The sequence below is a fragment of the Cellulomonas sp. NPDC089187 genome (genome assembly GCF_040685135.1).
Lineage (GTDB): Bacteria > Actinomycetota > Actinomycetes > Actinomycetales > Cellulomonadaceae > Cellulomonas.
Window position 1 is genome coordinate 170,444 of the sequence record NZ_JBFBHI010000003.1, and the last position, 25,593, is coordinate 196,036.

Consider the following 25,593-nt stretch of genomic DNA (forward strand, 5'->3'; position numbering starts at 1 on the left):
ACCTGTCGGACCTGGTCAGAGCGCCTGGACGATCGCCTCGACCTGCTGCTTGGCATCGCCGAACAACATCGCGGTGTTCTCGCGGAAGAACAGCGGGTTCTGCACCCCGGCGTAGCCGGTGGCCATCGACCGCTTGAAGACGATCACCTGGCCGGCTTCCCAGACCCGCAGCACCGGCATCCCGGCGATCGGCGAGTTCGGGTCGTCCAGCGCGGCGGGGTTCACGGTGTCGTTCGCCCCGATCACCAGCACCACGTCGGTGTCGGCCAGGTCGTCGTTGATCTCGTCCATCTCCAGGACGATGTCGTAGGGCACCTTGGCCTCGGCCAGCAGCACGTTCATGTGGCCGGGCAACCGTCCGGCCACCGGGTGCACGCCGAAGCGGACCTCGATGCCCTGGGCACGCAGCCGGGACACCAGGTCGGCGACCGGGTACTGGGCCTTCGCCACCGCCATGCCGTAGCCGGGGGTGATGACGACGGACTTCGCGCCCTTGAGCAGCTCGGCGACCTCCGCGGCCTGGATCTCGCGATGCTCGCCGTAGTCCTGGTCGCCACCCGCGGCCGGGGCGCCGCCCTCGGAGCCGAAGCCACCGAGGATGACGCTGATGAACGAGCGGTTCATCGCCCGGCACATGATGAAGCTGAGGATGGCACCGGAGGAGCCGACCAGGGCGCCGGTGATGATCAGCAGGTCGTTGCTCAGCATGAAGCCGGTGGCCGCGGCTGCCCAGCCGGAGTAGGAGTTCAGCATCGAGACGACCACCGGCATGTCGCCGCCGCCGATCGCCGCGACCAGGTGCCAGCCGAGGGCCAGCGCGATCACGGTCATCAGCAGCAGCGGCCAGATGTTCGGCTCGGTGAGGAACCAGACCATGAGTCCGGCGCTGGCCACCAGGGCACCCAGGTTCAGCCAGTTCCGGCCGGGCAGGGTGAGCGGGGCGGACTTCATCTTCGCCGAGAGCTTGAGGTAGGCGACGATGGAGCCGGTGAAGGTCACGGCGCCGATGAGCACGCCGAGGAAGACCTCGACCAGGTGAACCGTGTCGGGCTTGGCGTAGAAGATGTCGCCGGACAGTGGCGCGAAGGCGATGGCGTGCGCCGTGGACTCGGTCAGGTACGAGTTGATCCCGACCAGCACCGCGGCCAAGCCGACGAAGCTGTGCAGCACGGCGATCAACTCGGGCATCTGGGTCATCTCGACCCGCTGCGCCCGCCAGACCCCGACCGCCGCGCCGACGATGAGCACCAGCGCGATCAGCAGCAGGGTGACCAGCGCGTTGCGCTCCGACTGGTCCAGCGCGAGCACGATGGTGGCCACCAGGGCGACCACCATGCCGACCATGCCGAGGACGTTGCCACGGCGGGCGGTCTCCTGGCGGGAGAGCCCGGCCAGGGACAGGACGAACAGCACCGCGGCGATCACGAATGCCGCCTGGACCGCGGAGGTCAGGTGCGAGGAGCCGTCAGCGGCCTCCAGCACGGCCGGAAGGAACGTGGGGACGGACATCAGGCGTCCTCCTTCCGGAACATGCCGAGCATCCGGTACGCCACCAGGAAGCCGCCGAAGATGTTGATGCTGGCGACGGTCGCCGCGATCACGGACAGGACGGTCACCCAGGTGTTGGACGACCCGATCTGGAGCAGCGCACCGACCAGGATGATGCCGCTGATCGCGTTGGTCTGGGCCATCAACGGGGTGTGCAGCGAGTGTGTGACCTTGCTGATCACGTAGTATCCGACGAAGCAGGCCAGCACGAACACCGTGAAGTGGCTGAGGAACGCGGCCGGTCCGAAGGTCATCGCCAGGCCGAGCAGCACCGCACCGAGCGCGAGCCCGACCATCTGCCGCTGCCCCTTCCGCTTGGCCTCGGCGCGCTCGCGGGCGGCCTTCTCCGCCGGGTCCTCCACCGGGGCGGCGGGGGCGGCGGGCTGGGCCGCGGAGACCTGCACCGGCGGCGGGGGCCAGAGCACGTCGCCGTCGTGCGCCACGGTCATCCCGCGCTGCACCACGTCGTCCAGGTCGAGCACGAGTTGCCCGTCCTTGCCCGGGGTGAGCAGCTTCATCAGATTGACCACATTGGTGCCGAAGAGCTGGGCGGTGTGCCGCGCCATCCGGCTGGCCAGGTCGGTGTAGCCGAGGATCGTCACGCCGTTCGCGGTGACGACCTTCTCCCCCGGGACGGTCAGCTCGCAGTTGCCGCCGCCGGAGGCCGCCAGGTCGACGATCACGCTGCCCGGACGCATCGCGGCGACCATCTCGGCGGTGATCGTGCGCGGGGCCTTGCCCCGGACCAGCGCGGTGGTGATCACGATGTCCGCCCGGGCGGTCTCCGCGGCGTACATCTCCGCGGTGAGGCGCTCCTGCTCGGCGGTCAGCTCGGAGGCGTAGCCGTCAGTGGAGACCTCTTGCTGGGCGGTGCTCGCGGTCTCCGCCTGGACGAAGCTCGCGCCCATCGACTCGATCTGCTCACCGACCTCGGGCCGGACGTCGAAGGCCCGCACCTGAGCGCCCAGACTGCCCGCCGCACCGATGGCCGCCAGACCGGCCACACCCGCGCCGATCACGAACACGGTGGCCGGGGGCGTCTTGCCCGCCGCGGTCACCTGCCCGGTGAACATGCCGCCGAACTCCTCCGCGGCCTCGATCACCGCCCGGTAGCCCGCGACATTCGACATCGTGGACAGCACATCCAGCGCCTGCGCACGCGAGATCCGCGGCACCGCATCCAACGCGAGGCCGGTCACCCGCTGCGCGGCCAACGACTCCACCAGCTCCGGGTGCGCAGCCGGGGCCATCGTCGCGATGACCGTCGCACCTGCACGCAGGCTCTGGACCTGGTCGGCGGTCGGAGCGTCGATCAGGGTCACCACATCGCTGGACCACACCGCATCGGCATCGCCGATGGTCGCGCCCGCGTCGGCATAGGCCGCATCCGGGAAACCGGCGGCCTCCCCCGCGGAACTCTGCACGACCACGTCATAGCCGAGCTTGCCCAACTGGGTGACGGTGGCCGGGGTGGCGGCGACCAGGCGCTCGCCCGGCCTGCTCTCCTTCGGCACGCCGATCCTCATCGGCTCTCCTTCTGTTCGAGGGTGCGCTGGTGTTCGAGGGTGCGCGGACCGCTGTGGGTGCGGATCGGCCCGGGTCATCCTGCCGACGGCGGTGGTGATCAGGGGCAGGACCTACGGCCCATCGGCCCAGGGTAGGGGGACGGATCGGGGGCCGGGGTGTCCGAAAGGTGGGATGGGCGGTTCAGGCGGGGCAGTCGGCGGGGTTGCAGAGGACTGCCGTGTTCTCCTCCCTGACCAACAGCACGTCCCTCCCCCACGACTCCGGGTCGTAGCCCAGCACGATCCCGGTCAATCGGTCATCCCAGTTGAACGCCCGGACAAGCTGGTCACCTTGGACGAAGTAGAGACCGTGGAAGGCGCACCACGGCCGCGAACTCGGGATCCGACCCAGGTCGGTGACGCCCATGGCGTCCTGCATCACGTCGGGTTCCGTCTCGGTGGAGAACGACCACACGGTGTCCCACTCGAAGTCGGTCAGTTCTGCGAGCGGCACCCGCTCACCGGCGGTCATTGCACGGGCGGTCTCGGCAAGATCGATGCTCTCCTGCACAGATCCGCACATGATGGGTTCGCGATGGTCGACCAGCCCACATCCCGCGACGACGGCGACCATGCATGCCACCGTGGCAGCACCGAGCGCTGAGGCCGTACGGGTCATGGCGTCCCTACCCGAGAAGCGGGCCGCCGACGCCAGGTTCCGGTCACTGCCCACACTCATGAGGTTCACAGATGAGGGCAACCGCGCCCTGCTTCACGAGCAACGCGCCACTCCCCCACGACTGTGGCTCCACGCCGACGCTGATCCCTGACCAGCGATCATTCCAATTTGCCGCTCCCACCAATCGATCCCCTTCGACAAAATACAACCCGCCGAAGGTGCACCAACGCCATTCACTTGGAATCTTCCCCATATCAGACACCCCCATGCGATCCTTCATCTGCTCGGGGCCCATCGAACCCGGCAGGCTCCACACCGCATCCCAGGTTACGTCCGTCAGATCTGCGAGTCGCACCTGCTCGCCGTCATCCATGTCGAGAGCATAGTGAGGAATGTCGACGCCCCCATTCAGCGAGTTGCACAGAATCTGCTCGCGGTGATCAACCACCCCACACCCGCCGAGAACCAGCGCGAGCACTGACACGCGAGCAAGCGAGGAGGCGATGCTCGGCCGCGCATTCACGACAGCGCCTGCCTACAGCCCGTCAACGAGCCCGAGCTTCGGGGCCCGCCCGAGACCAACCTGATCCACCGCTCAGGCACGTCAGCGCGATTCGGATCCGTCGCGACGGCTCGCCTACTCCTCATCACCGGTCAGCGTCCGAACACTCGCCGGGCTCGCACAGGGCGGCTGCATGCCCTAATCCGACAACCTCGACCTCCCGGCCCCACGAATCTCCCCGGTCACCAAAAAGCAGCCCGTACTCCTTGTCGCTCCAGTTCAACACCTCGACGAGCTCGCCATCGTTGACGAAGTACAGTCCGTGGAACGCGCATGACGCCCGCCACCTGGGGATGCGACCGACCGAGTCGACCTGCATCGCCTCCTTGAGATCAGTCGGATCTTCGGTGCCACCGAAGTACCAGACCCGGTCCCAGTCGAAGTCGACGAGGTCTGCCAGGGAACGAACTTCCCCCGCATTCAACTCTGCAATCTTTTCAGCAAGAGCGTTGCTCTCTTCCCCGCTCCCGCAGATGAGCTGCGCCTCGGCGTGCGAATAAGCACAACTAGACAGCGACGCCATCACGCAGACGATCACAGCCGGAACCAATCTTTTATTTGCACTCACGATTGAGCGCCTTGATTATTGGGGAATCCAGAGACTTCTGATCGAGAATGCCCGTCGATTTCGGGGAGCCCGCTGACTAGCTCAGGGTCAGCTGTCTCCCCTTGCAGCACCTCGTTGGACCATCGGAGATCGCCACGGGCGTCGATCACCAAGAGATCGCCATTCTCTACCGCCTCGGCAACACGATCTGCCAGCGAGACATCAACACTCCGATAGGGGCTCGAGGACACCCCGGCGAGAGACCGCCCGACCTCGTTGTTGTAGAGATCCATTGCCTCTCGTTGCCCTTGATTCCCTTGAAGCGCCTCGTGAGAGGTCCCGTACTCGGCAGCCCAGCCTTCACCGAAGTGCGATGCCATGAGTGCGTTCCAGTACGCATGCCTGAATGCGTCATTGTGATTGTCATTCTGACTGGAGCTGGGATACCTTTTATCAGCTTCGGCGAACGCGTCCTCTTTTAGCTGATTGAACATGTAGAGCCGATACGGAGACAGGGCTCGGATCATCTCGAGCTCGTGTGGAGTCACCTTCACTTGAGACAGATCACCACCAAAATTCTCGACCAGCCAGGCATTGAACCCGGTCAGAGTGAGTGGAACTGTCGCCCCGTCCGACTCCACCTGATATTCGTACAGAATCCGGTCGTTTGGATCCTCCCGGACCGCGGTGGTGCTGATCGTGGTCGCCGTGGACGGCAGCGCAGCGGTCGAGACCGCCACTTGGGCGGCGACCTGGGCCATGACCGCGCGGTACTGCATGTGCGCACTCGATTGCCGGGCCATGATCGTCGACGCGCGGGCAATGAACGCGGACGGCTGGATCCCGCCGGTCAGCGCCTGCCGGTTGAGCGCTTGGGCGTCGTCGGTGGCGGCGGAGAAGTCCGCGCGGAGGGTGTCGATCTGTCGGCGGGCGTCACGAAGCACCTGGGCGTAGACGGCAACTGAGGCGCTGCCGCGCCCGGCGACACCGGCGGTGTCGTCCGACCAACGTGCGGTCGCGGTCAGCGATCCTGTGGCGGCCTCGGCTGCCGGGCCGGACCACGCAGTGGCCAATCGGGACCGGGTGCGGAGCAGTTCACTTCCCGTGTGGCGGATGGAGTGCGCCCACCGGTCAATGTGGTCCGCGCTGCGCTGGATCGTGTCCGGGTCGTCCGGCGGATAGGGGAACCGGTCGACGGGGCTCATTGGGGGATCTTTCGGCCGAGGGGCGATGCCATCGCGGCGAATCGTTCCTGCACCGCCTCGTCAGTCTGTTGATACGCCCTGCCACAGGCGACGATTCGGTCAGCGTCTGCGATCACGGCGTCGCGCAAGGACCGAGCCGCTGTCGACCACGCCTCCGCGGCCATGGTGAGCGCGCTTGCCAGTGACGGGCCAGAACTGGACGCGGCACCACTCGGCAACGGACCCATCTCCTTCACTGCACCGCCCGCAGCACGAAGCCCAGCCGCAGCGGCGGCCAGCTCTCCCAGGTCAACCTCGATGTCCACACGGTCAACGATGAGGGTTCGATGCCCTTTTCGGCTCACGATCGGGCCCAAAGGGGGGCGTCGAGCGCACCGTTGAGTAGTCGGCCAGTCCCGGCGGGGGTGTGTCAGCCCGCGGACTCCGCGGCGCTCAGTCGGTCCTCCCACGCGCGGGCCGCGCGGCGCAGCTCCCCCTCGGCGTCCAGACCGGTGGCGTGGGCCTCGGCGACCAGGGCGAGCAGTCGTGATCCGAGGGAGTCGTCGGTGGGCAGCGGGGCGGCGATGCCGTTGCGGGCGGCGCGGGCGGTGACCTTCTGGGCGCGGGCGAGGGCGCTCAGGCCGAGTGGGATGCCCTCGAAGACGGAGCCGCGTGCCTTCTCCGCCTGCTTGCGCTCTTCCCACTGACGATGGATGGCGTCGATGTCGTCAGCGACGGCGTCACCAAAGACGTGCGGGTTGCGACGGATGAGCTTCTCGGACAGAGCAGCAGCGACGTCGTCGATGTCCCAGGGGTCGGTGGGGTGCTCCTGGGCGATCCGGGCGTGGAAGAGCACCTGGAGCAGCAGGTCACCGAGCTCCTCGCGGAGGTTGTCCCGGTCGTCGTGGTCGACGGCCTCGGCGACCTCGTGGGCCTCCTCGATGAGGTAGGGCACGAGGGTGGCGTGGGTCTGTTCGGCATTCCAACGGCACCCCTGACGCAGGCGGTCCATCACCGCCACGACATCGCGCAGCGGATCGGGAGCGGCCTGGTCGGTGGTCACTGGGTGACGAAGGCGGGGTCGGTCTCGGTGGGGACGATCCAGGAGTAGGCGGCTGGGGTCACCGTTCCGGTGGTGTCGAGCTGGCCGTAGCGGGGGTTGACCTCGATGTCCGAGTTCGCGAGTTCTTCTTGCACGGCCGCCTGCACCGCGGCCTGCTGCTCGACAGTGGCCTGCTTCAGGGCCGTGACGACCACTGAGTAGCGCAGGATGTCCAGCGATGCGGCAGTCAGCTCAGTGTCAGGGTCGAGGCCTGGCACGGATGGCGCGGTCTCCTGGTACAGCTCGGTCAGTTGCTGGTCGCTGTAGGCGACTCCCAGGTCATCAGTGACCGTCCGGTAGGCCGACTGCTGGACCAGGGTGGTGACGAAGTCACCGAACGTGGCACCGGAGAAGATCGGCCCGACCTGCTCGTAGGCGGTCTGCACCTCGGCCACGCTGGTGGCCTGGCCGTCGACGACCAGGGCCGCGCCGGGGGTGCCGCTGCACGCTGCCAGGGTGGCGGCGAGCACACCGGCTCCGATGAGGGCGCTGAACCGCTTACGGGTGGACATCCGTCGTCTCCCTGGTGGTAGGTCTGCTGCTCGCGGTCATGCTAGGCCCTCGACCGGGGGCCGTGTGGTCACCGGGTGGTGCCGACCGAGGCTGCCGCGGACACATCGCCGAGGATGACGGCGTCGATCAGCGAGCGGGTCCAGTCCAGGATCGCCTCACCGTGCAGCGGTTTGCCGCCGATCCGGGCGGTGGTCGGGAACGGGACCAGGATGGTGCGCAGGGCAGGCTTGAGCACGGTGCCGGGGTACAGCCGCTTGAGCCGCAGCTGCGCGGACTCGGGCAGCTCGACCGGTGCGAAGCGGACGAACTTGCCCTGCGCGGTGATGTCGGTGAGACCTGCGCGGCGCGCGTGCAGCCGGAATCGGGCGACCGCGAACAGGTTGGCCACCGCCTCCGGGATCGGGCCGTAGCGGTCGATGAGCTCAGCGGAGATCTCGGACAGTACGGCCTCGTCGGTGGCGTTGGCGAGCTTCTGGTACGCCTCCAGCCGCAGCCGCTCGTGGGCGATGTAGTCGTGCGGGATGTGCGCGTCCACCGGCAGCTCGATGGTGACATCCGGCACCTCCTCCGGCTGGTCGCCGCGGTAGGAGGCCACCGCCTCCCCGACCATCCGGATGTACAGGTCGAAGCCGACGCCCTCGATGTGGCCGGACTGCTCGCCGCCGAGCAGGTTGCCCGCACCGCGGATCTCCAGGTCCTTCATCGCCACCGCCATGCCGGCCCCGAGGTCGGTGTTCGCGGCGATGGTGGACAGCCGGTCGTGGGCGGTCTCGGTCAGCGGCTTCTCCGGCGGGTACAGGAAGTACGCGTAGGCCCGCTCCCGACCACGGCCCACTCGGCCGCGCAGCTGGTGCAGCTGGGACAGGCCGAGCCGGTCGGCGCGTTCCAGGATCAGGGTGTTGGCGTTGGAGATGTCCAGGCCGGTCTCGACGATGGTGGTGCAGACCAGGACGTCGAACCGCTTCTCCCAGAAGTCAGCGATCACCTGCTCCAACTGGTGCTCGTTCATCTTGCCGTGTGCCACCGCGACCCGGGCCTCCGGCACCAGCTCGTTCAACCGGGCGGCGGTGCGCTCAATGGACTCGACCTTGTTGTGCACGTAGAACACCTGGCCCTCGCGGAGCAGCTCACGGCGAATCGCCGCGGCGATCTGCTTCTCCTCGTAGGGCCCGACGAAGGTCAACACCGGGTGCCGCTCCTCCGGCGGGGTGGCCAGGGTGGACATCTCCCGGATGCCGGTGACGGCCATCTCCAGGGTGCGCGGGATCGGGGTGGCGGACATCGCCAGCACGTCGACGTTGGTGCGCAGCGCCTTGAGGGTCTCCTTGTGCTCGACGCCGAAGCGCTGCTCCTCATCGATGATCACCAGGCCGAGGTCCTTGAACCGGATCTCGCCGGTGATCAGCCGGTGGGTGCCGATCACGACGTCGATGCTGCCGTCCCGCAGCCCGTCGACCACGGCTTCGGACTCGGCCTTGGTCTGGAACCGGGACAGGGCCTTCACGGTGACCGGGAAGCCGGCGTAGCGCTCGGAGAAGGTCTCCAGGTGTTGCTGGACCAGCAGGGTGGTGGGCACCAGCACGGCGACCTGCTTGCCGTCCTGCACCGCCTTGAACGCGGCGCGCACGGCGATCTCGGTCTTGCCGTAGCCGACGTCGCCGCAGATCAGCCGGTCCATCGGGATCGACTTCTCCATGTCGGCCTTGACCTCGTCGATGGTGGCCAACTGGTCCGGGGTCTCGACGTAGGCGAAGGCGTCCTCCAACTCGCGCTGCCACGGGGTGTCCGGCCCGAAGGCGTGCCCCTCGGTGGCCATCCGCGCGGAGTACAGCCGGATCAGTTCCCCGGCGATCTCCTTGACCGCCTTGCGCGCCCGGCCCTTGGTCTTGGTCCAGTCCGCGCCACCCATCTTGTTCAGGCTCGGCGACTCGCCACCGACGTACTTAGTGACCTGGTCCAACTGGTCGGTGGGCACGAACAGGCGGTCGCCGGGCTGGCCGCGCTTGGAGCTGGCGTACTCGATCACCAGGTACTCGCGGGTGGCCGCGGCGGCACCGGTGCCGATGGTGCGGGAGACCAGCTCCACGAACCGGCCCACCCCGTGCTGCTCATGCACCACGAAGTCACCGGGCCGCAGCTGCAACGGGTCGACGACATTGCGCCGCCGGGAGGGCATCCGGCGCATGTCCTTGGTGGAGCTGCCCGCCCGACCGGTGAGGTCCGACTCAGAGAAGACGGCGAGTCTCAGCGCCTCGGCGACGAACCCGGGACCGACCTGCGCGGGGGTGACCAGCACGACGCCGCCGTCAGGGGCCTCGTCCAGTCCGGGCACCAGGCGGGCGGGCACATCGGCGGACTTGAGCTGCTCCGTCATCCGCTGCGCCGGGCCGTGACCCTCGGTGGCGAGCACCAGTCGCCAGCCCTGCTGCTGGAGGGTGCGGACGTCGTTGACGGCGCGCTCGACCTCGCCGCGGTAGCGCTCGACCTCCCGGGCGGCGACCACCACCGTGTTGCTGCCGTCAGTGGTGAGGTCGTCGGACTCGACCGCGTCGGCGTCCAGGGTGAAGGGGCTGAGGGTCCACCAGCCGAGTCCGCGCACGGCCGCCAGGGCACGCACCTCGGCGAAGGACGCGAAGGAGGCGGCAGACAGGTCCAGCGGGGTGGCGGCGCCGGCCGCGGCGGAGGTCCAGGCGGCAGCCAGGAACTCCTCCGTGGTGGCGACCAGATCGTGTGCGCGACGGCGGACCCGCTCCGGGTCGGCCACCACCACCAGTGCGTCGTCGGGCACCAGGTCCAGCACCGGCACCATCGAGTCGACCAGGGCCGGGGCGAGGGATTCCATGCCCTCGACCGCGATGCCCGCGGCCATCTTGTCCAGCATCTCCACCGCGCCCGGCAGCTGCGGCACCAGGGCGGCGGCCCGGTCGCGGACCTCGTCGGTGAGCAGCAGCTCACGGCAGGGCGGGGCCCACAGTCCGTGCTGGGCGACCTCGAGCGAGCGCTGGTCGGCGACGGCGAACCAGCGGATCTCCTCGACCTCCTCGCCCCAGAACTCGATCCGCATCGGGTGGTCCTCGGTGGGAGGGAAGACGTCGAGGATGCCACCGCGGACCGCGAACTCCCCGCGTCGCTCGACCATGTCCACCCGGCTGTACGCCGCTGCGGTCAGGCGGTCGGCGACGTCGGTCAGGTCGGCGCTGTCACCGGGGTTCAGCGCCACCGGGACCAGCTCACCCAGTCCGGCGACCACCGGCTGCAACAGGGCGCGCACCGGCATGACCAACACCCGGATCGGTCCGGTGTGGCCGGGCTCGGGGTCGGGGTGGGCCAGTCGACGGAAGACCGCCAGGCGTCGCGCCACGGTGTCCGAACGGGGCGACAGGCGCTCGTGCGGCAGGGTCTCCCAGCTGGGCAGCACGGCGACGTCGTCGTAGGGCAGGTAGCAGCGCAGGGCGGCGGCCAGTTCATCAGCGTCCCGACCGGTGGCGGTCACCACGACCAGGGGGCGTCCCTGCTTCTCGGTCACCGCACCGGACATCGCGGCCAGCAGCGGCGGGCGAATCCCGGGCGGACCGACCACATCGAGTTCACCGCGGGCGCGGACCAGCTCCACGGCGCGGGCGACGGCCGGGTCCTCGAGCAGCAGCGGCAGCAGGCCGGCGACGTTCATGGGGCCCCTTCAGGCGGGAGTGACAGCACGACGACCCCGAATCCTCTGGGATCCGGGGTGCCAGCAGAGTCTACGAGCGCCCGCCGACATCGCGCGGCGTCAGCTCCTTGCGGAACACCAGCTCGGTCGCCTGGTCCGGCAGCAGCAGCGCGCCGCAGTCCCGATATCCCCGTGCCCGGTAGAAGTGCTGCGCCGACTCATCCGCCTGGGCGGAGGTCATCACGGTGCGGTGTCCCCGCTCGGCCATCGTCGCCTCCCAGGCGTTCACGAGCGCGGCACCATGACCTCGGTCGCGGACCTCCTCGACCACCATCAGCATGTTCATGAAGGGGATCTCGTCCCAGAACAAGTTCCAGCGCAGCAGCCCGCACGCGTGCCCGTCGTCCTCAGCCACCAGGAAGCGACCATCAGCGATCAGGCCCGGGAACAGCGTCGGATCAAGATGCCGGTCATGGGCGGTGAGAAAGGGAAGATCGGCAGTCGTCGCCGGTCGTACCTGGGTCACTCGGGCCTCCGAAGGGTCGGGAACATGCGGCACCGATCCTGGACCGTAGTCGACGGGAGCAGGGGTGGACGTCAATACCGTTCCGGGCCGTAGTCGATCCGGTAGTGCTGCTCACGGGGCCGCTCGCCCATGGGTGCGGCCGGGACACCGCCGACGATGGTCCAGGGCGGGACATCCTGGGTGACCACTGCCCCGGCGGCGACCACCGCGCCCTCGCCGATGCGCACACCCCGCACCACCGTGCACCGGCTCGCCAGCCAGGCCCGGTCGCCGATCACGATGGGCCCGAGCCGTCCGGCAAAACCGGGATCGCGCAGATCGTGGTCGGCGGTGATCAGCAGGACGTGCGAGGCGATCACCACGTCGTAGCCGATGTCGATGCCGCCCCGGGCGTCGATCTGGCAGAACCGTCCGATGTGACAACGCCCGGCGATCCGCAGGTTGCCCGGATCGAGCACCTCGGACCCACCGAAGAGGTAGACGTGCTCCCCCAGATCAGCGCCGAGTCGACGCAGCGCCGCGATCCGCAGACGGTTGCTGGGGATGTCGGTCAGGAGACGGTTGAACAGCAGTTCACCTCGGCCCATCAGGCACCTCCACGCAGCACGTCCGCCACCGCGGCGGGGGTGTGTTCGGCGGCAATCAGCTCTCGACCGGCGGCTGCACGGCGGCGGAGATCAGCCTGATCCCGCACCAAACCGGTGACGGCGGCGGCAAGAGCAACAGGCGTGTCGACGACGAGGGCACCGGCGCGGTCCAGCAGAGGGGCGGCGCCGCGGTCGTCATTGGTCACCACGGCGCAGCCGTGAGCGAAGGCGGCGATCAGCGGGCCGCTCACCGCGTGCCGACCGGCAGGCCCGGACCAGCCGTCGGCGCGCCATCGGACCACGATGGCGGCCCGCGCGAAGGAGGCACGGACTGCGGCCTCGTCGGTGAAGCCGAGCAGGTCGACCCGATCGGTCATGCCGAGCACGGTCGCGTGGCCGGCGATGGCGGTCCGGGCGGCATCCGGGCATGCGCCGACGGTGAGCCGCCAGTCGTCCGGGAGGTCGGCGAGGACGGGCAACAGCGGGAGGACATCCGCAGCGGAGGCGATGTAGCCGGGCACCAGAATGTCGCGCCGCGTGGGCGGTGGTTCCTGGGGCAGGACGGCGACATGCGGCATCGGCTCGATGTCACGGGTCAGTCGATGGGCGCGGATCAGGGCCTCGGCGCCGGAGGGCGAGAGGCAGAACACCCGCTCGGCCCGGGTGAGCAGGCCCCGTTCGGCGCGATGGCCCAGGGTGCTGGAAAGCAGCGTCGCCAGTCGGCGACCGCCGCGACGGTCCAACGCCCGGGTAAAGAACGCTCCGCCGGACAGCGCGGGGACGTCGTGCACCATCAGCCATACCCGGGCCCGTCGCCGGGTCAGCCACCACGCGGCCCAGAACTCGGCCTGCCCACGGCCGGCCTGCTCGACCATCAGCACCGTGCCCGGGTCGGTGAGCGGGGCGCTCAGGCGGCGGATCAGCTGTGCGGCCAGGCGGAGGGACTGCGAGGCGGTCGGGTCGGGCGGGAGGTGGACGGTGGTGGTGGGGGCGACGGCGTCGAGGGCGTGCCGGAAGACAGCGGCGTAGGCGGCGACACCGCTGGGGCTCGGGGGCATCCGGGTGAGGTGCAGGATGCGGGCGGGCGCGGGGCGGGCGGGTGGGGGCGCAGGCTGGGTGGCCGGGGCGGGCGCGGCCAGGGTGGGCGGGATGAGCCGGGTCATGGCTGGCGGGGGCGGCGGAGGGTGTCGCGGGCGGCGACCAGGGCGCGTTGGATGGACTCGGCTGCGGCCAGGATGCGGGTGCGGCGACGAGGGAGGTCGGCGGTCAGGGTGCCGTCGCGTTCGGCGGCGATCAGGGAACCGGACAGCTGTCCGACGGTGTGCAGCGCCGCCACCGCGAAGCCCGCGCGACCGTCGCGCCACGCTCCGGAGAACACCGTGGTGCGGGCCAGCTCCCGCAGGAGGGCGATCGGGTCGTCGATCCTGGCCAGGCGGTCGGGATTGTTCGCCGCGTAGCGCAGAACCTTCTCCTGGGTCTGGGCGATGCTGCGAAAGTTGAGGTGCGTGATCGGGGGCACCGTCGAGGGGGCACCGATGGTGCGGCCATCGATCATCGGGGGCACGTGGGCGAGGGCGGGTTCGGTGTAGCGCACTCGCTCGCGGCGGAGCAGGGCGTATTTGGCGCTGCCTTGCAGGCTGTGGCGCAGGGGCCGCCCGAAGGCGGTGTTGTCGTAGCGCAGGCGGACGGCGGCCAGGTCAGGGTCATCCAACAGTGGGTCGATGGCGGCACGGAACCCGGCGGGCAGGCGTTCGTCCGCGTCGACGAACAGCACCCAGTCATGGCGGGCGGCGTCAAGACCGTGCTGGCGGACCTCCTCCACGACGGGGGCATTGGGCACCGGGACCAGACGTGCCCCGTGGGCGGCGGCGATCTGCGCGGTGTCGTCGTCGGAGCCCATGTCGCAGACCACGATCTCGTCCATCTCGGTCAACAGGGGCAGGCAGTCGCGCAGCAGGGTGCCCTCGTTCCGGGAGTACACGACGGCACTCACCCCGCTGCGGCTGGTCATGCGGTGGAGCGTAAGTCCGCACCGCCGACCCCGGAGACCGCCCGAAGGGTGAATTGGGATGATTCGCGACATCTTTCTCATAACGGACCGATAACCTGCCCGCGCAGCGGGGTGCACACCGCCCTGGCGGAGGGAGCAGCGATGCGTCACGTCCTGGTGGTCGGCGGCGGGATCGTCGGGCTGGCGACCGCGGCACGGCTGGCCGCCCGCGGCGACCGGGTCACGCTGGTGGACAAGGAGGACGGTCTGGCCCGCCACCAGACCGGACGCAACAGCGGGGTGATCCACTCCGGCCTCTACTACCCCGAAGGCAGCCTCAAGGCGCGGATGGCGGTGGCCGGCGCACGGTCGATGGTGACCTTCGCCCGGGAGCACGGTGTGCCCGTCGAGGTGTGCGGCAAGCTCGTGGTCGCCACCGACGAGTCGGAGTTGCCCGGCCTGCACCGACTCGCCGAGCGAGCCCGGGCCAACGGGGTGCCCGCCCGACTACTGGACCCGGCGGGTGCGCGCGCCTACGAGCCGCAGGTCCGCACCCTGGCCGCGCTACGGGTGGAGAGCACCGGCATCGTCGACTACACCGGGGTGTGCCGAGCACTGGCCGAACAGGTCGAGGCCGACGGTGGGCGCATTCTGTTGGGCGAGCAGATGATCGCGGCACGCACCGTTGGCGACCGAGTGCAGGTCCGGACCTCGGTCGCGGACCGGGAGGTGGATGCCCTGGTGGTCTGCGGCGGGCTGCACGCCGACCGGCTGGCGCGAGCGAGCGGCCTCGAACCGTCGGCGCGGATCGTGCCGTTCCGAGGCGAGTACTACGGACTGACCGAGGCTGCCGCGGGGCTGGTGCGCGGGCTGATCTACCCGGTGCCGGACCCGCGATTCCCGTTCCTCGGGGTGCATCTCACCCGGGGAATCGACGGGGGTGTGCATGCCGGGCCGAATGCGGTGTTGGCGCTGGCCCGGGAGGGGTACCAGTGGGGTGAGGTCTCACCGCGTGACCTTGGCGATGCGCTGACCTGGCCGGGGCTGTGGCGGATGGGCGCGCGGAACTGGCGGCCCGGGGCGGGTGAGGTCATGCGCTCGCTGTCACGGGGTACCTTCGCCCGGAGCCTGTCCCGCCTGGTTCCGGGCCTCACCGCGGAGGACCTGGTGCCCGCGCCCGCCGGGGTGCGGGCGCAGGCGGTGCGGCGCGATGGCGGGTTAGTGGACGACTTTCTGGTGCAGACCGCGCCCCGGCAGGTGCATGTGCTGAACGCGCCCTCCCCGGCGGCGACGGCCTCGCTGGAGATCGCGCGACATCTGGTGGGCGAGGTGGATCGGGTACTCGCGGCGGGGTGAGGGGTCAGACCGCCACCCCACCGCCCACCGGGTCGATCCGCACCGGCTCCGGTTCCCCCACCGGCGCGCAGGCGTAGCCGATCCCCCAGCCGAGGTCCCAGCACCATGCGCCGAGATCACCGAGGGTGCGCACTCCGGCAAGCGCGCGGGTGGTGGCGGCGGCGCGGTGCAGCAGTCGGTGCGGGCGCACCGACGGCACGGAGTCCCCGGACGTGGCCATCGGGTCGGGCAGCGTGCACGCCGCGGGTGTGGGACCGGACTGCTCCCGGTAGCGGCGGGCGAGCCAGCGCTCGCCGGAGCCGTAGTGGTAGCCCTGACCCAGCGCGGATCGCAGCGTGCCACGCAGCCGGACATGGACCAGGGCCTGCGGGGTCCAGATCAGTGGCACCCCAGCCAGTTGCACCCGCCAGCACAGGTCGGTGTCCTCCAAGTAGCGGGCGTCGGGGTCGAACCCGCCGACGGCCTGGAACAGCTCCCGGCGCAGTCCGAGATTGCCCGCTCCGGCGTGCCGCAGACCGGGCAGGTGGGCGGAGGTTTGCAGGCCGTCGCGTTGCGGGAGGGCGCGGCTGCGGCGGACTCGGGCGGTGTTGAGCAGCGTGTCGTCGAATCGCCCGGCGACGAAGGCCCGGGAGCGCAGGGCGGCGTGCAGGGCGGCGAGCCAGTCATCCGCCACCACGTCATCCGCATCGCAGAACACCACATCCCGCCCGGTGGCGACCTCGACGCCGAGGTTGCGGGCGGCCCCGGCACCGCGGCGAGCGCTGGCATCGATCACCCGGAGGCCGGGCAGGCGGTCGGTCCAGGTGGCGGCGACCTCGCGGGTGCGGTCGGTGGAGCCGTTGTCGGCGACGATCACGTCCCACCGCGCGGCGACCTGCTGTCGTGCGAGGGCGGCGAGCTGTTCACCGAGTGTGTCGGCGGCGTTGTAGGCGGCGATCACCACGCTGAGGTCGACGGTCATCGCCACAGCTCCCGCTGGACGGCGCGGACCGGACGGTGCCGGGCGATCAGATCGCCGACGGTGCGCGGGGTCCAGCCGGGCAGGGCGTCCACCAGGAGGGCGGTGGCCTCGGCGCGGTCGAAGGCGGGCATTCGCTCACCGGGTTGGAGGGTGTCGGCGTCGGCTCGGGTGTCGTGCAGCAGCAGGATGCCGCCGGGGTGGACTGCGGCGGCGGCCCGGGTGGCGATGGTCGGGGCGGGGTCGTCCTGCCAGTCCGCGGCCCAGCCGGACCAGAGGATCACGTCCAGGCCGAGCCGTCGCCAGCCGCCCAGCAGGGCGGGGGTGTGCGCACCGTAGGGCGGCCGGAAGAGTCGCAGCGGCGCGCCGGACAGCTGCTCGACGGTGCGCTGCGCGGCGGCGGTCTGCGCGAGGGCCTGTCGAGTGGGGACCCGAGTGAGTCGGCGGTGGTCCTGGCCGTGCAGACCGAGTTCGTGCCCCTCGTTGATGATCCGGTGCAGCAGATCCGGGTGGGCCGCGGCGGCATCGGCGAGCACGAAGAAGGTAGCGTGGACCCCGCGGTCGGCCAGCAGGTCCAGTAGGGCGGGGGTGTGCGCGGGGTCGGGGCCGTCGTCGTAGGTGAGCGCGAACTCCCGGGCGGGGGTGTCGACGCAGACGGTGGCCGCGAGCGGGGCGAGGACGCCCAGTCCGCGGCGCTGCGGGAGCGGTCGGGGCGCGGGCCGGTCGAAGCCACCGAGGTCGCGCCGCAGTACAACGCGGAGCCGGGTGCGCGCGCGAGGGCGCACGATCGGATCGGGTGCAGTCAGGGGTCGACGCTCACTCATCCCCCACCTCCTGTGACCTCGGCTGCGCGGTCAGTCTGGTCCGCGACACCCGGAGCCTTGTCCGTTTTGCGAGGTTTTCACCCGAACGGCAGCCGACGACGCACCCCAGGACAACCCGCCGCCGCACCGCGACTCAGCCCGCCTGACCTGCGCGGGGACCACTGGCAACCCTGCCCGATCTGCCCTCATTGTCCGTTTTCACCCGTTAGAACCTGTTTGCGATGAAATGCCCGGGCTAGCCTCCTGGCTGACCGCCTCGCCGTCGCCACCGAGGAGCAGCCATGACCACCCTCACTCCCACCGACATCCCGGTGGTGATCCTGTGCGGCGGCATGGGGACCCGGCTGCGCGAGGCCTCGGAGAAGCTGCCCAAGCCGCTGGTGGACATCGGCGGACGCCCGATCCTCTGGCACATCATGAAGACCTACGGGCAACACGGGTTCCGGCGCTTCGTGCTGGCGTTGGGGTACAAAAGCGACCTGATCAAGCAGTACTTCTTGGACTACCGGCACCTGACCAGCGACTTCACCCTGCACCTGGGTGGTGATGAGCAGCCGGTCTTCCACCAGACCTCCGGCACCGAGGACTGGGAGATCACCTTTGTCGAGACCGGACTGACCACCGCCACCGCCGCACGCGTCCGGCGGGTGGCCGAGCACCTGGACGCCGATCGCTTCGCGCTGACCTATGGCGACGGGATCGGCGATGTGGACATCACCGCGGCACTCGCGCACCACCAGCGGCACGGGCTGCTGGGCACGCTGACTGGCGTGCACCCGTCCAGCCGCTACGGCGAGATGCGGGTGGACGGCGACACGGTGGTCGAGTTCAACGAGAAGCCGACCCTGGCGGACGGCTGGGTGAACGGCGGGTTCTTCGTCTTCGAGCGGGAGTTCGTGGACAAGTACCTGGACGATGACCCGGCGGTGATGTTGGAGAGCGTGCCGCTGCAGCAGCTCGCCCGGGACCGCCAGCTGTCGGTCTTCGAGCACGAGGGCTTCTGGATGGGGATGGACACCTTCCGGGATTGGACCGAGCTGAACGGCCTGTGGGACGCCGGCCGGGCACCGTGGAAGATCTGGGAGGACTGAGATGCGGATCTTGGTCACCGGCACCGGGGGCTACCTCGGCAGCTTGCTCGCCCCGACTCTGATGGCCGACGGCCACGATGTCACCGGGTTGGACACCGGCTACTACGCGGAGGGCTGGCTGTACCACGGGGTGAATGCGCTGCCCCGGACGATCGTGCAGGACATCCGCGAGGTCACCGCCGCCGACCTGCTCGGCTACGACGCGGTGGTGCACATGGCGGAGCTGAGCAATGACCCGATCGGCGATCTGCTGGGCGAGGTGACCTACCGGATCAACCACGAGGGGTCGGTCGCCCTGGCCGCCGCAGCGAAGGCCGCCGGGGTGCAGCGGTTCGTGTACATGTCCTCATGCTCGGTCTACGGGGTCGCCGACGGGACGGTGGACGAGTCGAGCCCAGTGGACCCGCAGACCGCCTACGCCCGATGCAAGGCACTGGTGGAGCGGGATGTGACCGCGCTGGCCGATGACGAGTTCTCCCCCACCTTCCTGCGGAACGCCACCGCCTTCGGTGCCTCGCCCCGGCAGCGCTTCGACATCGTGCTGAACAATCTGGCCGGTCTGGCCTGGACCACACACCGGATCGCGATGACCTCCGACGGCACCCCGTGGCGTCCGCTGGTGCACGGGTTGGACATCGCCACGGCCATCCGGGCGGTGCTGGCCGCGCCCCGGGAGTCGGTGCACACCCAGGTGTTGAACGTCGGCTCGGATGCGAATAACTACACGGTGCGGCAGATCGCCGAGACGGTGGGCGCGGAGTTCCCGGCCTGCGAGGTCAGCTTCGGGGAGCCCAGCGCGGACAACCGGTCCTACCGGGTGTCCTTCGCCAAGATCCGCCGGGTCCTGCCCGGCTTCGACACCGACTGGGACGCCGCCGCTGGCGCGAGGCAGTTGCACAGCGTTTTCCAGCAGATCCAGTTGGACGACGCCACCTTCACCGGCCGCGGGCACACCCGGTTGGCGCAGATCGAGCACTTGCTCAAGACCGGGCAGCTCGACCCCGACCTGTTCTGGACGGTGACCCCATGAGATTCACCCCGACCGCCGTGTCCGGCGTGCAGATCGTCGACCTGGAGCTGCGCGAGGACGAGCGCGGGTTCTTCGCCCGGACCTTCGATGTCACCGAGTTCGCCGCACACGGACTGGACACCGCCGTGGCGCAGGGCAATCTGTCCTTCAACCACCGGGCCGGCACCCTGCGCGGGCTGCACCGTCAGATCCCGCCCTACGCGGAGGGCAAGCTGGTCCACTGCACCCGCGGTGCCATCGTGGATGTGGCGGTGGATGTCCGGCCGGAGTCGCCGACCTATGGCGCGCATGTGCTGGTGGAGCTGACCGCGGAGAACCACCGGGCGCTGTTCATCCCGCCCTATGTCGCACACGGCTACCAGACCCTGGTGGACGACACCGAGGTGGCGTACCAGGTCAGTGGGCCCTACGCCCCGGAGGGTGAGCAGTCGTTCCGCTGGGACGACCCGGCGTTCGGGATCGCCTGGCCACTGCCGGTGTCGGTGATCTCCGCCAAAGACGCCTCGGCGGTGCTGCGGTGATCGTCGTCGACTCCCTGCTGGCCGAGCGGCAGCGCTCCGGACGACCGATCCGGGTGGCGCTGATCGGTGCCGGGTTCATGGGCCGCGGGCTGGTCAACCAGCTCGTGCACTCCACGCCCGGGATGGAGGTGACGGTGATCGTCGCCCGTCGTCCGGAACAGGGGGTGCGGGCCTTCGCCGAGGCCGGGATCGAGCGGGTCGTGCAGGTCGACTCCGCGGCTGCGCTGAACCGGGCCACCGAACCCGCCGTCACCGAGGACCACCGCGTCGCTGTGGGGTCGGATCGGGTGGATGTGGTGGTCGACGTGACCGGCGCGGTGGAGTACGGCGCGCGGGTGGCGCTGGACTGCTTTGAGTACGGCAAGCACCTGGTGCTGATGAATGCCGAGGTGGACGCCACCGTCGGTCCGGAGCTGGCCCGGCTGGCCGACAAGGCGGGGGTGATCTACACCGGCTGCGACGGTGACCAGCCCGGGGTGCAGATGAACCTGCACCGGTTCGTCACCGGCCTGGGACTGACCCCGCTGGTGGCCGGGAACATCAAGGGGCTCCAGGACGAGCATCGGACACCGACCACGCAGCGCGCCTTCGCCGAGCGCTGGGGTCAGGACCCGCACATGGTGACCTCCTTCGCGGACGGCACCAAGGTGTCGGTGGAGCAGGCACTGGTGGCGAATGCGACCGGGATGTCCGTGCACCGGCGCGGGATGCTCGGCCGGGACCACGACGGGCACGTCGACGAGCTGACCGGTCGCTACGACCTGGACGAACTGCGCGCACTGGGCGGCGCGGTGGACTACGTGGTGGGGGCCAAGCCCGGCCCCGGGGTCTACCTCCTGGCCAGCCACGACGACCCGAAGCAGCGGCACTACCTGGAGCTGTACAAGCTCGGCACCGGGCCGCTCTACTCCTTCTACCAGCCGTACCACCTGTGCCACTTCGAGGTGCCGACCACCATCGCCCGGGCCGCTCTGCTCGACGACGCCACCATCCGGCCGTTGGGCGCACCGAGCGTGGAGGTGGTCACCACCGCCAAGACCGACCTGACCGCGGGGACCGTGCTGGACGCGCTGGGCGGCTACCACTACTACGGCCAGGCCGAGCGCGCCGATGTCACCCGGACCGAACGACTGCTGCCGGTGGGGGTGGCCGAGGGCTGCCGACTGCGCCACGACGTGCCGAGGGACACCACCCTGACCTACGACGACATCGAGCTACCCACCGGACGGCTGGTGGACCGGCTGCGCGAGGACCAGGCGGCGATCGCATGACCCGGGCGCTCGCGTTCTACCTGCCGCAGTTCCACCCGGTGCCGGAGAACGACCTGTGGTGGGGACCCGGCTTCACGGAGTGGACCAACACCGCCAAGGCCCGGCCGCTGTTCCGCGGTCACGTCCAGCCCCATCTGCCCGCCGACCTGGGGTTCTACGACCTGCGCGTGCCGGAGACCCGCCAGGCGCAGGGCGAGTTAGCCCGCGAATACGGGATCGAGGCCTTCGTCTACTGGCACTACTGGTTCGGGCACGGCCGTCGGATCCTGGAGCGACCGTTCACCGAGGTGCTGGCGACCCGGGAACCGGCGATGGGCTTCGCGCTGGCCTGGGCGAACCAGACCTGGTCCGGCATCTGGCACGGGGCGGCGGACCGGGTGCTGCTGGAACAGACCTACCCGGGGCCCGAGGACGACCGGGCGCACTTCGCCACCGTGCTGCCCGCCTTCGCCGACGACCGGTACCTGCGGGTGGACGACCGACCGGTGTTCTACGTGTTCCGGCCCGAGGATCTGCCCAACCCCGCCGCATTCGTGGACCGTTGGCAGGCGATGGCCCGTGCCGCCGGGCTGCCCGGGCTGTACCTGGTGGCGGAGGTCTCGGACCTGCTCGGCACCGGACCGCGATTCGTGGACGTGGACGCGGCGGGGTTCGACGCCGGGGCATACATGCGGTTGCCCGCCCGGCGGTCCCGGCTGGACGTGCTGCGGATGCGGGCCGGTCGCAAGCTGCTGCACCGCCCGGAGGTGTACCCGCATGCCGCCGACTTCCCCGGCCTGCCCACCGGGGTCAGCGAGCGCCTGCAACCGGTGGTCTACCCCAACTGGGACAACACCCCCCGGTCCGGACGGGGCGGTCTGGCGCTGACCGGGTCGTCGCCGGAGGTCTTCGCCCGGCAGGTGGAGCAGGCGGCCGACACCCTGGTCGACAGGCCAGCATCCGAGCGGCTGCTGTGGGTGAAGTCGTGGAACGAGTGGGCCGAGGGCAACTATCTGGAGCCGGATCAGGAGCACGGGCTGCGGTGGCTGTCGGCGCTGCGCGACGGGCTGCGGGTGGCCCGCCCGGATCTGGCGGTGACCGGATGAAGATCGCCATGATCAGCTACTACCTGCCGTCCGGTTCCAAAATCGGCGTCGGGTTCCAGGTGCACGAGCTGGCCGGTGAGCTGGTGCGGCGCGGGCACACCGTGGATGTGTTCTCCGACTGCCCACCGGTGCCCGGGGCGCTCTACGGGCACCGGCACCTGCGGATGACCGGCAGCCTGCGCACCTTCCGGTTCGCCACCGCCCTGCGCCGGGAGGACTTCAGCGGCTACGACGTGCTGCACGCCCACGGCGACGACTACTGGCTGTGGCGTCGGCGCACCCGGGCGCACCTGCGCACCGTGCACGGCAGTTGCTTTGAGGAGGCCCGGCGCATCCACGGGGCGAAAGAGAAGCTGCGGATGGGGTTGCTCGGCGTCTCCGAGGTGCTGGCCGCACTGGTGGCCGACCGGGTGGTCGTCGTCTCACCGCAGACCCGGCGGTGGGTGCCGCGCGCGCATGCGGTGGTGCCGAATGGGGTGGACACCCGACGGTTCGAGCCGGGTGACGACCGGGCGGACCACCCGGTGATCCTCTTTGTCGGGACCTGGCACGGGCGCAAGCGCGGGGCCGATCTGGCCGAGCAGTTCCGGACCGTGATCCGCCCCGCCCTCCCGGATGCCGAGCTGTGGATGGTCAGCCGTGACGTGCCTGCCGGGGTCGAGGGTGACGGCATCCGGGTGCTCGGCCGGCTCTCCGACACCGAGCTGGCCGACGCCTACCGCCGCGCCTGGGTGTTCTGCCTGCCGTCGTCCTATGAGGGTTTCGGCATCCCCTACGCCGAGGCGATGGCCAGCGGGCTGCCGGTGGTCGCCACCCCCAATGTCGGCGCGCGGTATGTCTCCGACGACGGGCGGGCCGCTGTGCTGGCCGAGCTGCCCGATCTGGGTGCGGCACTGACCGCTGTGCTCACCGACCCGGCGCGACGCGCTCAGCTGACCGCTGCCGGGTTGGACCGGTCCCGCGCCTTCGCCCTGAGCGCGGTGGCCGACGCCTACGAGCGGCTCTACGCCGACACCCTGGAGGCCCACCGATGACCGCCATCCGCGCCGCCGGGGTGAGCAAGCACTACAAGATCGCCACCACCGACGACCGTCCGTCCACCGCCGCCGAGGCACTGCTGCACCGGGTGCGACACCCCCTGACCCGCACCCACTACGAGGAGTTCCGGGCGCTGGACGGCCTGGACTTCGAGATCCCGTGGGGCTCCGCGGTGGGCATCCTGGGGCGCAACGGGGCGGGCAAGTCGACGCTGCTCAAACTGCTCACCCGGGTGGCCGCGCCGACCACGGGCCGGATCGAGCTCGGTGGCCGGGTCGGCTCCCTGTTGGAGGTCGGCACCGGATTCCATCCCGAGCTGACCGGTCGGGAGAACGTCTACCTCAACGGCACCCTGCTCGGCATGCGCAAGGCGGAGATCCAGCGCCGATTCGATGAGATCGTGGCGTTCTCCGGGGTGGAGAAGTTCCTGGACACCCCGGTCAAGCGCTACTCCTCCGGGATGTATGTCCGGTTGGCCTTTGCGGTGGCGGCGCATCTGGACACCGAGATCCTGGCCATCGATGAGGTGCTGGCGGTCGGCGATGCGGAGTTCCAAGCCAAATGCCTGGAGCGGATGCGGGCAGTCGCCGCCGAGGGCCGGACGGTGCTCTACGTCTCGCACCAGATCCAGACCGTGAAGGCACTGTGCGACTCGGCGCTGTACCTGGAGCACGGTCGGCTCATGCTGCACGGGGCGGTGGACGACGCCATCGAGCTGTACCAGACCAGCCGGGATCGGTCCGCGCTGAGCCCCACCGACATCGACCGTCGCCCCGGCACCGGTGAGCTGCGGATCACCTCGGTGGAGGTCTCCTCCCCGCTCTACCGGACCGTGGAGCCCAAGACCATCGAGTTCACCGTCTCCGCCAATCCGGACTACATCGGCTCGTACTTTGTCTCGGCCCACGTCAACGACCGGAACGGGTCGACCCTCCTACAGTGCGACTCCCGGGTGGCCGGATTGTGGTTGGACCCGAGCACCGAGCAGAAGATCGCCCTGACGATCAAAGAGCCCTGGCTCAAACCCGGCGAGTACTCGGTGGACCTGTTCGTGTGCAGCTCCGGGGTGCTGGACTCCTTCGAGGGGGCGGGCCGGTTCGAGATCCACCCGGTGCTGCCCTACCCGGCCGCGGTCTCCGATGAGGGACTGGACGCCGGACTGGTGCTCGCCGACTTCGACTACGAGAGGCGGTGACCGCACGTGTCATCCCGCACCCTCGTCATCACGCCCCCGGGTCGCCTCCCGCTGCCCCGATGGCGCGAACTGTGGGAGGCCCGCGAGGTCTTCACCCGGTTCGGCGTCCGCGACCTCAAGCTGCGCTACCGGCAGACCGCCCTCGGCGTGATCTGGGTGGTGCTGCAACCGCTGCTGAGCGCCGGGATCTTCTCCATCGTGTTCGGGCAGATCGCGGACCTGTCCAGCGACGGGGTGCCGTACTTCGTGTTCTCCTTTGCCGGGATGCTGGCCTGGACACTGTTCAACGGGATCGTGACCCGGGCCGCACCGTCGCTGGTGAACAACCAGGCGTTGGTCTCCAAGGTGTTCTTCCCGCGGATGCTGGTGCCGCTGTCCGCAGTGCTGAGTGTGCTGGTGGACTTTCTGGTGGCGGCGGTGCTGATGGTGGTGCTGCTGGTCGCCTACGGGATCAACCCCGGCTGGGCGGTGCTGGCGCTACCGGGCTGGATTGTGCTGGTGATCCTGCTGGGATCGGGGATCGGGCTGCTCTGCTCGGCGCTGATGGTGCAGTTCCGCGATGTGGCCTATGTGGTGCCCTTCGCGATGCAGACGCTGCTGTACGCGAGCCCGCTGGCGTACTCGCTCAGCGCGGTGGGTGACAACATCCGCTGGCTCTTCGACCTGAACCCGCTGACCTGGATCCTGGAGGGCTTCCGCTGGTCGCTGCTGGGTCTGGCACAGCCGGCAGCCTGGCAGATGATCGCGGCGGTGGTGGTCTCACTCGGAGTGTTCACGACCGGGACGCTGGTGTTCTCGACGATGGAACGCGGCTTCGCGGATGTGATCTGAG

The 25,593-nt window shown here is 69.8% G+C and carries 24 protein-coding genes; 9 read left to right on the top strand and 15 right to left on the bottom strand.

Going from position 1 to position 25,593, the window contains the following annotated elements; genetic code table 11:
* Positions 1-15: 15 nt before the first annotated feature.
* The 13 genes from pntB to AB0N78_RS09135 form a co-directional block, all read right to left on the bottom strand.
* Positions 16-1,509 (bottom strand): Re/Si-specific NAD(P)(+) transhydrogenase subunit beta, encoded by a 1,494-nt coding sequence (gene pntB, locus AB0N78_RS09075; protein ID WP_363388733.1) that lies wholly within the window; start codon positions 1,507-1,509, stop codon positions 16-18.
* Positions 1,509-3,074 carry a Re/Si-specific NAD(P)(+) transhydrogenase subunit alpha gene (locus AB0N78_RS09080; protein WP_363388736.1) on the bottom strand — a complete coding sequence of 522 codons (1,566 nt, stop codon included), beginning with the start codon at positions 3,072-3,074 and terminating at the stop codon, positions 1,509-1,511. Before AB0N78_RS09080 ends, pntB begins: the two co-directional genes overlap by 1 nt.
* Positions 3,075-3,255: 181 nt before the next feature.
* A complete protein-coding gene (locus AB0N78_RS09085) occupies positions 3,256-3,687 on the bottom strand; it encodes a hypothetical protein (protein WP_363388739.1) in 432 nt (143 codons plus the stop codon).
* An 88-nt stretch (positions 3,688-3,775) separates the two neighbouring features.
* The gene (locus AB0N78_RS09090) at positions 3,776-4,255 is read right to left on the bottom strand and encodes a hypothetical protein (protein WP_363388741.1); all 480 of its coding nucleotides are present in this window, start codon (positions 4,253-4,255) and stop codon (positions 3,776-3,778) included.
* Between the two features lie 124 nt (positions 4,256-4,379).
* A complete protein-coding gene (locus AB0N78_RS09095) occupies positions 4,380-4,817 on the bottom strand; it encodes a hypothetical protein (RefSeq protein ID WP_363388744.1) in 438 nt (145 codons plus the stop codon).
* A 41-nt stretch (positions 4,818-4,858) separates the two neighbouring features.
* Positions 4,859-6,046 carry a hypothetical protein gene (locus AB0N78_RS09100; RefSeq protein WP_363388746.1) on the bottom strand — a complete coding sequence of 396 codons (1,188 nt, stop codon included), beginning with the start codon at positions 6,044-6,046 and terminating at the stop codon, positions 4,859-4,861.
* A 409-nt stretch (positions 6,047-6,455) separates the two neighbouring features.
* Entirely contained in the window at positions 6,456-7,088 is a 633-nt protein-coding gene (locus tag AB0N78_RS09105; protein WP_363388749.1) for a MazG family protein, read from the bottom strand.
* Entirely contained in the window at positions 7,085-7,639 is a 555-nt protein-coding gene (locus AB0N78_RS09110; protein WP_363388751.1) for a hypothetical protein, read from the bottom strand. Before AB0N78_RS09110 ends, AB0N78_RS09105 begins: the two co-directional genes overlap by 4 nt.
* 68 nt (positions 7,640-7,707) lie before the next feature.
* Positions 7,708-11,310: a transcription-repair coupling factor gene (gene mfd / locus AB0N78_RS09115; RefSeq protein WP_363388754.1), complete on the bottom strand. Its 3,603-nt coding sequence runs from the start codon at positions 11,308-11,310 to the stop codon at positions 7,708-7,710.
* Positions 11,311-11,380: 70 nt separating this feature from the next.
* Positions 11,381-11,815, bottom strand: a complete 435-nt coding sequence (locus AB0N78_RS09120) for a GNAT family N-acetyltransferase (protein WP_363388757.1) — start codon at positions 11,813-11,815, stop codon at positions 11,381-11,383.
* 71 nt (positions 11,816-11,886) lie between these two features.
* Positions 11,887-12,402, bottom strand: coding sequence for a DapH/DapD/GlmU-related protein (locus AB0N78_RS09125; protein ID WP_363388760.1), 516 nt, complete (start codon positions 12,400-12,402; stop codon positions 11,887-11,889).
* Positions 12,402-13,565, bottom strand: coding sequence for a glycosyltransferase (locus AB0N78_RS09130; RefSeq protein ID WP_363388763.1), 1,164 nt, complete (start codon positions 13,563-13,565; stop codon positions 12,402-12,404). Before AB0N78_RS09130 ends, AB0N78_RS09125 begins: the two co-directional genes overlap by 1 nt.
* Entirely contained in the window at positions 13,562-14,413 is an 852-nt protein-coding gene (locus AB0N78_RS09135) for a glycosyltransferase family 2 protein (protein WP_363388766.1), read from the bottom strand. Before AB0N78_RS09135 ends, AB0N78_RS09130 begins: the two co-directional genes overlap by 4 nt.
* Before the next feature lie 141 nt (positions 14,414-14,554).
* On the opposite strand from AB0N78_RS09135, the gene lhgO reads away from it, so the two are divergent.
* The gene (gene lhgO / locus AB0N78_RS09140; protein ID WP_363388769.1) at positions 14,555-15,748 is read left to right on the top strand and encodes an L-2-hydroxyglutarate oxidase; all 1,194 of its coding nucleotides are present in this window, start codon (positions 14,555-14,557) and stop codon (positions 15,746-15,748) included.
* Between the two features lie 4 nt (positions 15,749-15,752).
* Here the strand turns inward: lhgO and AB0N78_RS09145 are convergent, their stop codons facing one another.
* On the bottom strand, positions 15,753-16,709 hold the full coding sequence (locus tag AB0N78_RS09145; RefSeq protein WP_363388772.1) for a glycosyltransferase: 957 nt from the start codon (positions 16,707-16,709) through the stop codon (positions 15,753-15,755).
* A complete protein-coding gene (locus tag AB0N78_RS09150; RefSeq protein WP_363388775.1) occupies positions 16,706-17,530 on the bottom strand; it encodes a polysaccharide deacetylase family protein in 825 nt (274 codons plus the stop codon). The genes AB0N78_RS09145 and AB0N78_RS09150 overlap by 4 nt, the downstream gene beginning before the upstream one ends.
* Positions 17,531-17,811: 281 nt before the next feature.
* Between AB0N78_RS09150 and rfbF the strand changes: the two genes are divergently transcribed.
* From rfbF to AB0N78_RS09190, 8 genes are read left to right on the top strand one after another with little or no spacing between them, the layout of a single operon-like run.
* Entirely contained in the window at positions 17,812-18,621 is an 810-nt protein-coding gene (gene rfbF, locus AB0N78_RS09155; RefSeq protein ID WP_363388778.1) for a glucose-1-phosphate cytidylyltransferase, read from the top strand.
* Between the two features lies 1 nt (position 18,622).
* Positions 18,623-19,651, top strand: coding sequence for an SDR family oxidoreductase (locus AB0N78_RS09160; RefSeq protein WP_363388780.1), 1,029 nt, complete (start codon positions 18,623-18,625; stop codon positions 19,649-19,651).
* A complete protein-coding gene (gene rfbC, locus AB0N78_RS09165) occupies positions 19,648-20,172 on the top strand; it encodes a dTDP-4-dehydrorhamnose 3,5-epimerase (RefSeq protein WP_363388783.1) in 525 nt (174 codons plus the stop codon). Before AB0N78_RS09160 ends, rfbC begins: the two co-directional genes overlap by 4 nt.
* The gene (locus tag AB0N78_RS09170; RefSeq protein WP_363388785.1) at positions 20,169-21,443 is read left to right on the top strand and encodes a Gfo/Idh/MocA family oxidoreductase; all 1,275 of its coding nucleotides are present in this window, start codon (positions 20,169-20,171) and stop codon (positions 21,441-21,443) included. The genes rfbC and AB0N78_RS09170 overlap by 4 nt, the downstream gene beginning before the upstream one ends.
* A complete protein-coding gene (locus AB0N78_RS09175) occupies positions 21,440-22,528 on the top strand; it encodes a glycoside hydrolase family 99-like domain-containing protein (protein WP_363388788.1) in 1,089 nt (362 codons plus the stop codon). Before AB0N78_RS09170 ends, AB0N78_RS09175 begins: the two co-directional genes overlap by 4 nt.
* Positions 22,525-23,562 (top strand): glycosyltransferase family 4 protein, encoded by a 1,038-nt coding sequence (locus tag AB0N78_RS09180; protein WP_363388791.1) that lies wholly within the window; start codon positions 22,525-22,527, stop codon positions 23,560-23,562. Before AB0N78_RS09175 ends, AB0N78_RS09180 begins: the two co-directional genes overlap by 4 nt.
* Positions 23,559-24,761, top strand: coding sequence for an ABC transporter ATP-binding protein (locus AB0N78_RS09185; RefSeq protein WP_363388794.1), 1,203 nt, complete (start codon positions 23,559-23,561; stop codon positions 24,759-24,761). The genes AB0N78_RS09180 and AB0N78_RS09185 overlap by 4 nt, the downstream gene beginning before the upstream one ends.
* A 6-nt stretch (positions 24,762-24,767) precedes the next feature.
* Positions 24,768-25,592: an ABC transporter permease gene (locus AB0N78_RS09190; RefSeq protein ID WP_363388797.1), complete on the top strand. Its 825-nt coding sequence runs from the start codon at positions 24,768-24,770 to the stop codon at positions 25,590-25,592.
* The last annotated feature ends 1 nt before the right edge of the window (position 25,593 follow it).